At 71.5% G+C, this 13244-nt stretch carries 11 protein-coding genes; 4 read left to right on the forward strand and 7 right to left on the reverse strand.

Features of this window, described 5'->3' with window-relative positions:
- Positions 1–2 precede the first annotated feature (2 nt).
- A complete protein-coding gene (locus IG78_RS42625) occupies positions 3–1724 on the reverse strand; it encodes an MFS transporter (protein ID WP_063760793.1) in 1722 nt (573 codons plus the stop codon).
- A gap of 133 nt (positions 1725–1857) precedes the next feature.
- Here IG78_RS42625 and IG78_RS44265 point away from each other — a divergent pair, with 133 nt between their 5' ends.
- On the forward strand, positions 1858–2373 hold the full coding sequence (locus tag IG78_RS44265) for a MarR family winged helix-turn-helix transcriptional regulator (RefSeq protein WP_051852929.1): 516 nt from the start codon (positions 1858–1860) through the stop codon (positions 2371–2373).
- Between the two features lie 210 nt (positions 2374–2583).
- On the opposite strand, the gene IG78_RS0124355 is transcribed toward IG78_RS44265, so the two are convergent.
- From IG78_RS0124355 to IG78_RS0124370, 4 genes are all read right to left on the reverse strand, one after another.
- On the reverse strand, positions 2584–3822 hold the full coding sequence (locus IG78_RS0124355) for an IS701 family transposase (protein ID WP_430739060.1): 1239 nt from the start codon (positions 3820–3822) through the stop codon (positions 2584–2586).
- A 1621-nt stretch (positions 3823–5443) separates the two neighbouring features.
- Positions 5444–6472, reverse strand: coding sequence for a Gfo/Idh/MocA family protein (locus IG78_RS0124360; RefSeq protein ID WP_030566726.1), 1029 nt, complete (start codon positions 6470–6472; stop codon positions 5444–5446).
- Positions 6473–6521: 49 nt separating this feature from the next.
- Entirely contained in the window at positions 6522–7325 is an 804-nt protein-coding gene (locus IG78_RS0124365; RefSeq protein ID WP_030566728.1) for an arylamine N-acetyltransferase family protein, read from the reverse strand.
- A 51-nt stretch (positions 7326–7376) separates the two neighbouring features.
- Positions 7377–8387, reverse strand: a complete 1011-nt coding sequence (locus IG78_RS0124370) for a 3-oxoacyl-ACP synthase III family protein (RefSeq protein WP_051852931.1) — start codon at positions 8385–8387, stop codon at positions 7377–7379.
- 268 nt (positions 8388–8655) lie between these two features.
- On the opposite strand from IG78_RS0124370, the gene IG78_RS0124375 reads away from it, so the two are divergent.
- From IG78_RS0124375 to IG78_RS0124385, 3 genes are all read left to right on the forward strand, one after another.
- On the forward strand, positions 8656–9348 hold the full coding sequence (locus IG78_RS0124375; RefSeq protein WP_051852932.1) for a hemerythrin domain-containing protein: 693 nt from the start codon (positions 8656–8658) through the stop codon (positions 9346–9348).
- Between the two features lie 55 nt (positions 9349–9403).
- Complete coding sequence (locus IG78_RS0124380) at positions 9404–10450, forward strand: FAD-dependent monooxygenase (RefSeq protein ID WP_157855870.1); 1047 nt, start codon at positions 9404–9406, stop codon at positions 10448–10450.
- 208 nt (positions 10451–10658) lie between these two features.
- On the forward strand, positions 10659–11453 hold the full coding sequence (locus tag IG78_RS0124385; RefSeq protein ID WP_030566736.1) for an AfsR/SARP family transcriptional regulator: 795 nt from the start codon (positions 10659–10661) through the stop codon (positions 11451–11453).
- A 14-nt stretch (positions 11454–11467) separates the two neighbouring features.
- On the opposite strand, the gene IG78_RS0124390 is transcribed toward IG78_RS0124385, so the two are convergent.
- Together IG78_RS0124390 and IG78_RS0124395 are read right to left on the reverse strand one after the other, a co-directional pair.
- Positions 11468–12046 (reverse strand): dTDP-4-dehydrorhamnose 3,5-epimerase family protein, encoded by a 579-nt coding sequence (locus IG78_RS0124390; protein ID WP_199813292.1) that lies wholly within the window; start codon positions 12044–12046, stop codon positions 11468–11470.
- 83 nt (positions 12047–12129) lie between these two features.
- A complete protein-coding gene (locus tag IG78_RS0124395; RefSeq protein ID WP_030566740.1) occupies positions 12130–13197 on the reverse strand; it encodes a glucose-1-phosphate thymidylyltransferase in 1068 nt (355 codons plus the stop codon).
- Positions 13198–13244: the final 47 nt, after the last annotated feature.

Below are 13244 nucleotides of genomic sequence, written 5' to 3' on the forward strand. Positions count from 1 at the left end.
GGTCAGGTCTCCTGGGGCCTGGCGGTCCGTGGCAGCGCGACCATGATGACGGTCATGATCACGAACAGCGCGGCGGAGTAGAGCAGCCCGCGTCCGAAGGACCGGGAGAAGGTCTCGGCCCGGACTTCGGGGGTGGCGTCCGTGAGCGCCCGCTCGACCGCTGCGGACTGCTCCGCCGTGACACCGGCGGGCAGGCCCCGGCAGCTCTCGGGCACGGCGTCCGCGTCGGGCTCGGCCAGGCGGTCCTTCGTGCAGGAGCGGTGGTCCGCCAGGATGTCGTCCTGGGCGCCGCGGCCGGTGACGCCGGCCGCCGTGAGGTCCTGCCGGATCCTCGACTCGGCGGCGTCGATGCCCTTGCCGGACTGGCCGGGCAGCACGGCGAGGAAGACGACGGCCACCATGGCGATGCCGATGGCGAGGCCCAGTTGGCCGGAGGTGTTGAGCACGCCCGACGCGGAGCCCGCGTCCTTGTGCGGTACGTCGGTGAGGGCGAAGTCGACCACCGGGGCGACCACCGCGCCCATGCCGAGGCCGAACACGAACAGCGGGGCCACCATGTGCCAGGAGCTGATGTCCGGGCCGTAGTGGCCGCTGACCAGGACGAAGAACAGCGCCCCCGTGACGAGCAGTACACCACCGGCGAAGAGGACCTTGCGCCCGAACCTCGGGGTCAGCAGGCCGCCCGCGAGTGCGGCCGTGATCATCAGGCCGAGGAACATGGGCAGCGCGGTGAGCCCGGAGCGCAGGGGCGACCAGCCGAGCCCCGACTGCATGTACAGGGACCACATCAGGAAGAAGGTGCCGTAGGCGATGCTGTACAGCAGGTTGACGCTGAAGCCGCTCGCGAAGCTGCGGGTGCGGAACAGGCTCAACGGGATCAGCGGAGTGCCGCCGCGGGCGATCAGCCGGCTCTCGTAGCCGACGAAGACGACCAGGACGACGACCGAGCCCGCCATCATCACGAACGTCCACACCGGCCAGCCGAGGTCGCGCCCCTGGTTCAGGGGGTAGACGAGCATCAGCACGGCGGCCGTGGCGAGGACGACGCCCACCAGGTCGAGCCGCGGCGCCTCGGGCGACCTGGACTCACGGACGTACAGCAGCGCCGCGACGAACGTGACGATGCCGAGAGGGATGTTGACGAGGAAGATGGGCCGCCAGGCGAGGCCGAAGAGGTCGGCGCTGACGAGTACGCCGCCGATGACCGGGCCGAGGACGAGCGCGAGGCCCGCGATGCCGCCGTAGGTGCCGAGGACCTTGCCGCGCTCCTGTCTGGGGAACGTGACGTGGATGATGGACAGGACCTGGGGGATCATCAGCCCCGCGGTCGCGCCCTGGGCGACCCGCGCCCCGGTCAGCAGGGCCGGGTCGGGCGCGATGCCGCACAGCACGGAGGCGACCGTGAAACCGCCGAGACCGATGAGCAGCATGCGCTTGCGTCCGTAAATGTCGCCGAGGCGACCGCCGGTGATGAGCAGGGCGGCGAAGGCGAGTGTGTAGCCGGCCGTGATCCAGGCGATCGCGGAGTAGCCGGCGTCGATGTCCTTCTGGATGCTGGTGATCGCGACGTTGACGATGGTCACGTCGAGCAGATCCATGAAGGCCGCACAAAGGATCACAGCCAGCGCGTACCAGCGCTTGGGGTCCGGTGGCGACTCCTGCTGCGCCTCGGTCCGCGTGCCGTTCGGGGCTTCTTCCGTGGCTTGCTCAGTGGGGGCGGTCATGGGAGCTTCCCAGCCTTTCCTGACGTCCTGTAGCCTCACCCGTAAAGAATCTCAGGGGCAGAATATCTCGGTCGCAAAGACTTAAGGAAAGTAAGTTGGGTCGTGAGTCATGTCAAGCAGTGAATCCACACCGATGAGTTCGGCGCCGCGCAGCTACCACGAGAGCGCCGGCAAGAGCACGGGGGACGCGGAGCGGGACGAGGTACTGAAGGAGGTGATGGTCGCGGGCCGCGAGCTGGGGCTTTCCTTCCTGTCGCTCAACGCGGCGACAGCACGCGCGCTCACCATGCACCCGACGGACGCCTGGATCATGTCCTATCTGCAGAGCGTGCCCGCCGACTCCCCGGTCTCCCCCGGGGACATCGCCAAGGTGACCGATCTGACCACGGGCGCGGTCACAGGAGTGATCGACCGCCTGGAGGCCAACGGGTACGTGACGCGCGAGCGTGACCCCCATGACCGCCGCAAGGTCATCATCCGTCCCGCCAAGAAGAGCAAGAAGATCGCTGAGGCGTTCCGGCCGACGATCGAGGACGCCGTCGAGCTCGGTCTTGCTTACAGCACGGCGGAACTCCGCATCATCACCAGGTACTTGCACGAGAGCAAGGCGATCACGGAGCGGACCATCACGCGCCTGCGCGACCTGTGAGCGATCCGCACGCCAGGAAAGACCGACGGCCCGTCCCGCCCGGACGGGCCGTCTCCGTACCTGCCCGGCGGCTCAGGGCCGGGGGCTTTCTCACCGGCCCTGAACGCAGGGGGCTTTCTCGCCGGTCCTGAACGCCGGGGGGCTTTCTCGCCGGTCCTGAACGCCGGGCACTGTCTCACCGGCCCTGAACGCCGGGCGCTGTCGCGGGCCTTAGCTGGCCGCGGCGTGCACCTCCGGTCCGGCGGCCGTGCCGTGGGCCGGATCCGCGCCGAGCACGCGCACGGCGTGGGCCGCGGACGCCAGGGTGATGTGGCGGTGCCAGCCGCCGTAGGAGCGGCCGGTGAAGTCGCGGATGCCGAGGCGGTCTGCGGTCTCGTGGAAGTCGTGCTCCACGCGCCGCGTGAGCTTGGTCAGCCGGACCAGGGAGTGCGCCCGCGCCTCAGTCGCGTCGGTCAGCCACAGTTCCATGGGCCACTGCCCGCGCCCCTCCCCCACGCCGAGCAGCGTCAGTTCGCCGGGCCCGGTGAGCCGCCGTACGGCCTGCGTGGGCCGCACCCGGACCAGGGCCGCCAGGTTCAGTCCCCGCGCGCCGTCGAGGCCGGACGCGGGCAGCGGAACGGGCCGCACCTGGCCGCGCGCGGACGTCATGATCTGAGCCGCCGACCGGGTCTCGGGCCGTCGGCCGCGCAGCACCGGGTCCGTCGCCTCCAGTTGCAGGGAGCCGCCGATCCTGGCCAGGAACGGCACGCCGCAGGCCCGGAAGCGTGCGACGGCGGACGCCAGGTCGATGTGTCTGGCGTCCAGGACCACGGGGCGCCGCCGCAGCCCCCAACCGCGCACCGTCTCCACCGCCGCCTCGACCGCCGAGCCGCCGAGCGCCGGCTCCTCCACGTCGTCGGGGATGCAGGCCTGGCGGCGCCGGGTGCGGTCGTTGAGCCAGGCGGCCGACAGGTGCAGGCGCCAGTTGACGGGGGCGCTCATCTCCTCGGTGGCGAACCAGACCCCGGTCGCCTGCTGGGCGTTGACGAGCTGGCCCCGCTCGGACACATAGCTGCGGTCCACGCCGACGGAGTTCTCACCGGCCTTCGGGATGACCATCGGCCGCACCACGTACGCCAGTGGAGGTGCCTGTTCGGCGAGGTGGCGGGCGAGCGCCCCGCGCACCGTCATCCAGTCCCAGCCGGAGTTGCACACGAAGTGGTGCAGGCTCTGCTCGGTGGCCGAACCCCCGAGCATGGCCGCCATGTTACGGATCGACCTGCGCCCTTGCGCCCCGAGCAGTCCGCGCAGGTAGTCGACGCCCTTGCGGCGCTGATCGCTGCGGCGTAACGAGGTGAAGAGCACCGCGCTCATCTCGTCGAACACGCGCTCGTCCCAGGCGGCGGGTGCGGGCACCCGGCTCCCGAACTGGACGGCACCGTGGACAGGCCTATGACCGACAGCACTCATGGGTCCCCCGTTGACCGTTGAAAGAGGAGAGATGGAGGGATGGAGGGATGGAGAGGGGTGAGGAGAGAAGGAGAGGAGAGAAGGAGAGAGGGGAGGGGGGAGCGGCGGGCCGATCGATGCGGCGGCTCCCGAACTCCGGTGTCCACACTGCCTTTTCGGCACCCGGGCGCCAAGGTAGGCAGGACACCCTCCCGGCTCCCGGAAGCGAGGGGGACCCCCCGCCTCCACTTCCGGGCAGGTGCTGACCGAAGCCCTCCGGATCCGCGGGCCCGGCTTTTCGGCGGGGGGTGGTGCCCGGGCAACACCGGTGGCAAAGATTCCGTCAATTCCATGGGTGCCGCACGACCATGCCACCCGCCCGCCACGGCCCGGCGGAGCGCATGACACCTGCCCGCACAAGTCGGCGCGCCACGGGTACCGCGTGCGGCACCCGGGCGAAAACGGTCACGCCCGGGGGGCAACCGGGCAGTGCGGTGTGCTCCGGGGGGGGGCAACCGGGCAGTGCGGTGTGCTCCGGGGGGGCAACCGGGCAGTGCGGTGTGCTCCGGGGGACGCCCGGGCAGTGCGGTGGGCCCGGGGGGCGCCCAGGCAGTGCGGTGCGACCCGGGGGGGGGCGCCCCGGCAGTGACGGGTGCGCGCGGTTGGCAACCGGGCAGTGACGGAAGCACCCGGTTGCCGACCGGGCAGTGACGGAAGCACCCGGTTGCCAACCGGGCAGCTACGGGTGCGCCCGAGGGGCGACCCGGCAGGGACGGGCGCACTCCAGTGGCAACCCGGCAGGGACGGAAACACCCGAGTGGCAATCGGGCAGGGACAGGCGCACCCAGGTGCCAACCGGGCAGTTATGGGCGCGCCCGGGCAGCACCCCGGCAGCGATGGGCACACCCGAGTGACAACCCGGCAGTGGCGGAAGCCCCCGGTCGCCAACCCGGCAGCGGCAGCCGCGCCGGGCAGCAATACGGTCACACCCGGATAGCCGCAGGCAGCCACGGGCCACAGCAAGCAGCAGCAGACGCCCCCGGAGCGCAACGGGCAACAACGGGCAGCGCGGTAGGCACCACCCAGGCATGCCCAGGTGGTGCCGGGTGCACCCGGGTAACAACCGGGAGTAATGAGCGCGCCCGGATGGCAACCCGGGCAGCGACGGAGGCGCCCGGGCACAAACCCGGCAGTGGCGGAAGCCCCCGGTCGCCAACCCGGCAGTAGCGGCCGCGCCGGGCAGCAATACGGGCACACCCGGATAGCCGCAGGCAGCCACGGGCCACAGCAAGCAGCAGCACACGCCCCGAAGCGCAACGGGCGACAACGGGCAGCACCAGGCGCAGCCCCGGCACGCGGGCAGGTAGTACCAGGTGCAGCCCCGGCACGCCCGGCTGGTACCAGGCACAGCCCCGGCAAACCCGGCTGGCGCCAGGCGCAGCCCGGGAAACGAGAACGCCCGGCTGGTACCTGGCGCAGCCCGGGAAACGAGAACGCCCGGCTGGTACCTGGCGCAGCCCGGGAAACGAGAACGCCCGGCTGGCGCCAGGCGCAGCCCGGGGAACGAGGACGCCCGGCTGTCCGGGCCCCCTTGGGCCGGACAGCCGGGCGTCCTGAAGGACCGGCTCTGCCGGGTCGGCGCTCAGCGTCCGAGCGTCACCACCCTGGCGTGCGCGCTCGACTCCAGGAGCGCGTCCATCACCGCCGCCTGCTCCACCGCGTCGGCGCGGCCGAAGGGCGCCTCGGTGCCGTCCAGCACCGCCCGCGAGACGTCGTCGAACTGCATGCGCGAGACGGCGTAGACGTCGCCGCACCCGTACGCGCCCTCGGGATCGACGGGAAGGTACTCGCTCACCGGGTCGGCGTGCGGCGGCGGCCCCTGACGCTGGAGTTCGAGCCGGGTGGCGTCGCGGCTGAACCACGGGTCGTCGAGCACGAGTCGCCCGGTGGTGCCGACGACGTGCAGCGCGTCGCCGCGGCACACCTCCTGGCCCACCTCGAACTGGGCGAGCACATCGCCCGGCAGCCGCAGTTGGGCCGAGAAGTTCAGATCGGCCCCGCCGTCGCGGCGCACCTCCTCCGCGTACACGCGCTCGGGGCACCCCCCGAAGAAGCGGACGGCGGACAGGGTGAAGGCGCCCAGGTCGAGCAGGCCGCCACCGCCGAGGTCCCGGTGGCGGCGGAAGTAGTCGGGCGGCAGATTGGCCGTGCAGGCGGCGTAGATGTACCGGAGTTCACCGATCCGGCCCTCGTCCACGAGCCGCTTCGCCAGCAGGGTCCGCGGATGGTGCCGGAAGAAGATGCCCTCCATGCACAGGCGTCCGGCCTCCTCGGCGGCGCGGAAGACGTCTTCGGCGTCCTTGGCGCTCAGCGCCAGCGGCTTCTCGACCACCACGTGCTTGCCGGCCCGCAGGGCACGGATCGCCGCAGGGGCGTGCCCTACGGGGTCGAGGGCGACAAAGACGGCCTCCACCTCGTCGTCGGCGAGGAGTTCCTCGTACGTGCCGTACGCCCGCGCCAGGCCGTGCCGGTCGGCGTAGGCGCGAGCCGCGGCGGCGTCGTCGTGCGCCACCGCGACGAACTCCGTCGTCCGGGACCCCGCGTTCGCACGCATCGCGACGTCGGCGTAGGCCCCCGTGACGAGGAGCCCCCACCGCACCTTTCTGCTCATGACGTATCTCCCTTCGGCCGCTGTGGGGTCCGCGGACGCCCCGGCGGCCTCAAATGCCCTGGACGGAATCCGGCAGGTCGGGGACGGAGGTCAGACTGATCCCGAACCACTTCTCGAACTCGGCCTTGAACTCGTCGTCGTCCGTGAGGACCCGCGACTCCTTGCCGCCCCCGCCGTGGTGGGTGAGCACCCGGTTGAACAGCGAGACGCGGCCCGACTCCGTGATGATGGACGCCCACAACTGGCCCGCGCTGTGCACGTCGGGCGACGTGGCGAAGTACCACATGATGGGCTCGAAGTCGTCGAGGTCGCGCGGGTGCGGCTCCACGCGCCAGCGCAGCACCCCGTCGTGGAACATCTCCACATCACCCTCCGGGGTGTGGACGAGCCGGTACTCGCCGTGCTCGTCCTTCTGCACCCCGCGGTCGGTGAGCCGCAGCGGCCTGCGGCTCGCCCAGCGGAAGCCGACGTCCACCAGGTACGACTGCTCCAGTTCGACCCGCAGCAGCACATGGCCGTTGTGGACGCCCCGGAACGGCGCGTGGCCGTTGTGCAGGACGCGCCCGCCGAGGGCGGTGACCCGGAACCCGAGGGACTTCAGGAGCAGCGCGAAGCCGGCGTTCAACTCGCCGCAGCCGCCGCCCCGGTGACGCCGCACGATCTTGTCGTAGACGAACGCGTCCGTCATGTTGGGTATCTCGCGCTCCGCGAAGGACAGCGTCTCGAAGGGAACCGCCATGAGATGGCGTTCCTGCAAGTGGCAGAGAGCCTCGAAGTCCGGTTTCTGCGGCCTCTCGGCCCCGATCCGGTCGAGATAGGCGTCGATGTCGATGTCACTGTCGGTGTACGTCATCCTCGTCTTTCCTCCGTGATGGCGATGCGGTGGCTATGGGCGGGGCGGCGGTCACCAGCGCAGCAGGGTGAAGGCGTACGTCATGCCGCCCCCGTAGGCCACCATCAGCACGAGGTCGCCCGGCTTGAGGGCGCCCTCGCGCTCCGCCTGGTGCAGGGTGACCGGGACGGATGCCGAGCCCGTGTTGCCGTAGACGGGGGCGGTCGCGTGCAGATGCGCGTTGTCGAGTCCGAGCATGCCGCCGAGGTGGGCGACGAGCTTCGCGTTGCCCTGGTGCAGCACGGCGTGTGCCACGTCGGACTTGTCGACGTCGTTCTCCTTGAGGAACTCGTCGAGCATGCCGGGCACCCACTCGATGAGCGCCCGCGAGATGGCGCGCCCGTCCATGTGGACGTGGTGCGCCATCGTCTCGACCGTCTCGTGGGTCGCCGGGGAGCGGCTGCCACCCGCGGGGATCGTCGCAAGGTCGGCCCGGGACCCGTCGCTGAGGAGCTTCGTGGCGAGGATCTCGTGCCCGTGCGCGGCCGGGCCGAGCACCGCCGCGCCCGCTCCGTCGCCCCACAGGACGACGGTGCGCCGGTCGGCGGGGTCGAGGAAGCGCGTATAGACGTCGGCGCCGATCACCAGGGCGTGCTCATCGGTGCCGCGCAGGAACTTCTCGGCCGTGGCGATGCCGGTGAGGAATCCGCTGCACGCGGCGCTCACGTCGAAGGCCGCGGTGTCGACCGAGCACTTGAGTTCGTCCGCGACCCGGCAGGCAACGGCGGACACGAGTTCGTCCGGGGTCGTGGTGCCGACGACGACCAGGGAGAGGTCGGCGGCCCGCAGGCCCGAACGCCCCAGGGCCTGTCGCGCGGCGATGGCGGCGAGATCCGATGTGGCCTGGTCGGGGGCGGCGCGGCGGCGGGTGTGGATTCCGGTCGCGCGGACGATCCACTCCTCCGTGACCCCCGCGGGGCCCGCGACTTCTTTGTTGGTGATGACGTGGGTCGGAACGTAGGAGCCGATGCCGAGGATGCCGACGGCCGGGCCTGCCTGGCGAGTTCCGTGGTTGGTGGTCAACAGTCGCGTTCCTCCTCTGCGCGGACTCGCCCGTGGATCGTGGCGAGCCGGAAGCGGCACGTGCGGGTCCACAGCGACTGTGCAGGGCCCCCGATCCGAGGCCATAGGGGCCGTGTCCGACTCTGTCAGGTGCCCGGGCAAGTCTTCGGAAGGAAGGTGCTTTTCTGATGAGATACTTGTTCACTAAGATATATCGACCTACGATGCGATCCACCCAGGCGTGCGCGTCCCCTGACGCCGTAGCCTCCGAAACCCCCTAGGGAGCCCCATGAGCAGCACCGACAGCGCATTGAGCGGCACTGGCCCGCGCTTACGCGACCAGCCTCCGGGCCGGGTCGACTTCACGATGATGTTCCTGACCCACGACGCGTTCCTGCGCGACCTGCGCCGTCTGGAGACCGCGGTGGCGGCGGGCAGGGGCGACGAGGAGGCCGTCCGCAACGGCTGGCGGACCATCAAGCAAGAGCTGCACATCCACCACGTCGGGGAGGACGAGGCGATCTGGCCCCCGCTGCGGGAGAAACTCGCCGCCTCGGCGGACATCGCCGTCAGGGCCGACATCGCCGTACTCGACCTGATGGAGGAGGAGCACGGCCGGATCGACCCGCTCCAGACCCGCGTGGACGCCGCGTTCGCGTCCGGCGGCCAGGAACTGGAGGTCGCGGTCAAGGAGTTCGCCACGGCCATGGCCTCCCACATGGAGCACGAGGAGGACCAGGCGCTGCCCCTCGTCGAGCAGCACCTCGGCCCCGAGGGATGGGCCGAGTACCACCAGTTCATGATCGGCACCAATGGTCCCGACCGGGTGGGCTCCTATCTGGCCTGGCTGCTCGACGACGTCCCCGAGACCACCCTGGACAAGGTCCTCGGCATGCTCCCTGCGCCGGTGCGGACCGCCTACCGGCAGAAGTTCGAACCGGAGTACCGGGCGGTTCCGCGCTGGACCACGCCCGCCGCGTGAGGTGCGGCCGAGCGCGCCGGAGGACCCCGCCGCCGAGTCCGCCCGAAAGGTGACGATGCCCCTCCTCATGGGCGAGGTCGTGGTGGCGGGGAGCAGCGTCGGCGGCCTCGCCGCGGCGCTCGCCATCGCACGGCAGCGGCACCGGGTCACGGTGCTCCGGGAACGCTGCTCCTTCGTCCCGCCGGACGCGGGGGTCCACCTGAGACCCGGCGACCTGTGGGCCCTCGGCCAGCTCGGGGTCGGCCTCCCGGTCCACGGCAGGGCCGTCTCCGTACGGGAGTTGAGACTCCTCGACGGGGTGACGGGCAAGCACCTCGCCTCGGTGACCGCCGGGTCCCGGCACGGGCGGCCGCACGCCGTCATACCGGACCGTGACCTTCGGGACCTGCTGCGGAAGGCCTGCGGCGACGACCCGTTGATCTGTATCCGCGACGACGTCTCCGTGGTGCACTACGAACAGTCGGGTGAGCGCCTGACGGTGTTCCTGTCCTCGGGCGAACGGCACACCAGCGACGCCCTGATCGGCGCGGACGGCGTCTGCTCGCCGGTCAGGCTGCGCCTGACCGGCGGCACGGCACGGCTCTCGCCGCACGCCACGTTCCACACGGCCGTCGCCCTCGACAGCCTGCCGGAACCCCTGCTCGGGCGCCTCTCGGCCCCCTCCGCGGTGACCCTGTGGGCGGGCCCCGACTGGCAGCTCGTCCACTATCCGGCCGGCGGCGACCGCCTGGGCATCGTCGTCACCTGCGCGCACGACGCCCGCTCCCCGGTCCACGGCGCCCGGACACCTGCCGCACGGATACTCGACCGGCTCCCCGGACTCGCCGGGCCCGCGGCCGAGTTGCTGGCGCACGGCTCCGACTGGCGCATGTGGCTGTGGTGCGACCAGGAGCGGGTGACCCGCTGGCACGAAGGCCGGGTGGCGCTCACCGGCGCCGCCGTCAGGCCCGCTTTCCAGTACTCCCTGCCCGCCGCCTTCGTGGCCGTCGACGACGCGATCCTGCTGGGGAACGCGATGGACTGCGACGCCGCGGACTTCCCCCAGGCCTTCCGGTCGTACGCCGACAACCGCGGCCGCGGCGGGCACGCGCCGGGCACCTGACACAGTCACCGGGGTGTGGGCGACGCGCCGGTGGGCCCTCGGCTAGCGTCGGGCGGGCGAGCCGAAGGACCTCGGCGCGGCCGCGGCGCGGGCCGGGGGTCCGGGGTGTCCAGGGGTCCGGCTGCGCGCCGCCCCACCCAGAGGAACCGGCCGCCCAGAGAAACCGGCCCGCCGGAATACCGGCCCGCCCGGGAGTGGGGAGATTGTCGTGCTCGAATTCTTTGTGCTCGGACGCCTTGAGGCCCGCTCCGGCCACGGCGGGACCACCCTGCGCGGAAGCTTCCAGCGCAGCCTCCTGCTGACCCTGCTCGTCAGCGAAGGACGGATGGTCTCGTCGGAGGCCCTGGTCCAGGAGGTGTGGGGGGAGGCCCTGCCGGGCGGTGTGGGCAACGCCCTGCAGGCGCACGTCAGCCGGCTGCGCAAGAAGCTCGACGCCCTGGAGCCCGAGCGGACCCGCACCCGCCTGGTGGGCGACCCGCACGGTTACCAACTCCTCCTCGACGGCGCCACCCTGGACGCGGGCGTCTTCGCCCGCTCGGTGCGCGAGGCCCGCGCCGCCGTGCCGGAATCGCCCCACCACGCCCGCGACACCCTGCGCGCGGCCCTGCGCCGCTGGCGTGGTCCGGCCCTCACCGACGTGGGCGGGGTGCTGTGCCGCTCGGCCGCGGCACGCTACGACGAGAACCGCATCCAGGCCCTCGAACTGCTCTTCGACAGTGAGCTCGCGCTCGGCAACCACACCCACATCCTCGGCGAACTGCGCGAGGCCTGCGCCGGGAACCCGCTGCGCGAGCGCTTCTGCGAGCAGCTCATGCTCGCCCTGTACCGCTCGGGCCGCCAGGCCGAGGCCCTGGAGACCTACCGGCAGCTCCGGTCGAGGCTGACCGAGGAGCTCGGCATCGAGCCCTCGCCCCTGCTGCGCCGGACCGAGCGGGCCATCCTGCGGCACGACCCGCTGCTCGCGCCGCCCGGTCCGGGCGCGCCGGTGCCGTTCGTCGCCTGACGGGCCCGGCACGGTCAGGCGCTGTGCTTGCGGGCCATCTCGTACGAGGGCAGCAGCCCCTTCGCCAGGGCGTCGGCCAAGAGCGGCGCCGCGGCGTCGCGTGGCGACTGCACCGGCGTGTCGACCGGCCACGGAATGCCCAGCTCGTCGTCGAGGGCCTGGACGACGTGCTCCCGCTGCGGGGCGTACGTCTCGGAGCACAGGTACAGCATCAGCGCGTCGTCGGTGAGGGCGCAGAACGCGTGCCCGAGCCCCTCCTCGATCAGCAGCGCCGAGCGCCCGGTGTCGTCGAGCCGCACCGCCTGCCAGCGGCCGTAGGTGGGCGACCCCGTCCTGATGTCGACGACGACATCGAACACCGCGCCGCGTACACAGGTGACGTACTTGGCCTGGCCGGGCGGGACGTCGGCGAAGTGGATGCCCCTGACGACCCCCGGCGCGGACGACGACAGGCTCGACTGGGCCACATCGAAGTGACGTCCCGTCACCTCGGCGAGCAGGTCCGGCCTGAAGTACTCGAGGAAGGCGCCCCGTTCGTCCGCGTGCACCTGCGGGACGATCTCCCAGGCGCCTTCCAGGGCCAGCGGCCGGATCTCCATGCGTGTCGTCCTTCCTGGCGGTCGAAAGCGGGGGCCGCAGTCGAAAGCGGATGCCGCGGTCAGAGCGGGAGCCGCGGTCAGAGCGGGAGCCGTACGGAACTGTGGTCGCCGAGTACCAGACGGGTGCTGTTGGGTACCCGGGGGGCGGCGGTCACCGTGGCGCGGCGGCCGATCAGCGAGGACTGGAGCCGGCCGACGCCCTCGATGGTGGCCTCCGGCAGCACGATGGAGAACTCGATCTCGCTGTGGGCAACGCGGCAGCCGTCGGAGACGGAGGTGAAGGGGCCGATGTAGGAGTCCGTCAGCTCGCAGTCGGCGCCGATCGCGGCGGGCCCGATGATCCGCGAGTTGCGCACCACGGCTCCGCGCGCGACGACCACGCGGCCGACGATCTCGCTGGCCTCGTCCACGTCCCCCTCGATGAGGGGCTCGACCCGCTCCAGGACCTCCCGGTTGACCTCCAGCATGTCCGCGACGTTCCCGGTGTCCTTCCAGTAGCCGGTGATCTCGGACGAGCGGACCGAACGGCCGTCCTCGATGAGCCGCTGGATGGCGTCGGTGATCTCCAGCTCCCCGCGCGCGGACGGGGCGAGACCGCTGATCGCCGTGTGGATCGCGGGCGTGAAGAGATAGACACCGACGAGCGCCAGGTCGCTCTTGGGGAACTCCGGTTTCTCCACGAGCCGTCGCACCTCGCCGCGGTCGTCGAGCTCGGCCACACCGAAGGCGCTGGGGTCGGAGACCCGGGTCAACAGGATCTGCGCGTCCGCGGGCTGGCTGCGGAATTGCTCGACGAAGGGAACGATGCCGTCGATGATGAAGTTGTCGCCGAGATACATGACGAAGTCGGAGTCACCGAGGAATTCCTGGGCGATGAGCACTCCGTGGGCCAGGCCGCGGGGAGCGTCCTGGCGAATGTAGGTCACGTCGAGACCGAACCGCGAGCCGTCGCCGACGGCCTCCCTGATCTCCTGTTCCGTGTCACCGACGACCACGCCGACCTCGGTGATCCCGGCCTCGGCGAGGGACTCCAGGCCATAGAAGAGAACCGGCCGGTTGGCGACGGGAACGAGCTGCTTGGCGGAGGTGTGGGTGATCGGGCGCAGCCGGGTGCCCGACCCCCCGGCCAGAACAAGTCCTTTCATGGGAACTCCTGTACTCGGCACGGCGCCCGGAAAGAGGCGTGCCACCC

It is taken from the genome of Streptomyces aureocirculatus, from assembly GCF_000720475.1.
GTDB classification, from domain to species: domain Bacteria; phylum Actinomycetota; class Actinomycetes; order Streptomycetales; family Streptomycetaceae; genus Streptomyces; species Streptomyces aureocirculatus.

Excerpts from the sequence above, each read along its gene's own strand:
- IG78_RS42625 (WP_063760793.1), bottom strand. The coding sequence starts at position 1,724 with ATGACCGCCCCCACTGAGCAAGCCACGGAAGAAGCCCCGAACGGCACG.
- IG78_RS44265 (WP_051852929.1), top strand. The coding sequence starts at position 1,858 with ATGAGTTCGGCGCCGCGCAGCTACCACGAGAGCGCCGGCAAGAGCACG.
- IG78_RS0124355 (WP_430739060.1), bottom strand. The coding sequence starts at position 3,822 with ATGAGTGCTGTCGGTCATAGGCCTGTCCACGGTGCCGTCCAGTTCGGG.
- IG78_RS0124360 (WP_030566726.1), bottom strand. The coding sequence starts at position 6,472 with ATGAGCAGAAAGGTGCGGTGGGGGCTCCTCGTCACGGGGGCCTACGCC.
- IG78_RS0124365 (WP_030566728.1), bottom strand. The coding sequence starts at position 7,325 with ATGACGTACACCGACAGTGACATCGACATCGACGCCTATCTCGACCGG.
- IG78_RS0124375 (WP_051852932.1), top strand. The coding sequence starts at position 8,656 with ATGAGCAGCACCGACAGCGCATTGAGCGGCACTGGCCCGCGCTTACGC.
- IG78_RS0124380 (WP_157855870.1), top strand. The coding sequence starts at position 9,404 with ATGCCCCTCCTCATGGGCGAGGTCGTGGTGGCGGGGAGCAGCGTCGGC.
- IG78_RS0124395 (WP_030566740.1), bottom strand. The coding sequence starts at position 13,197 with ATGAAAGGACTTGTTCTGGCCGGGGGGTCGGGCACCCGGCTGCGCCCG.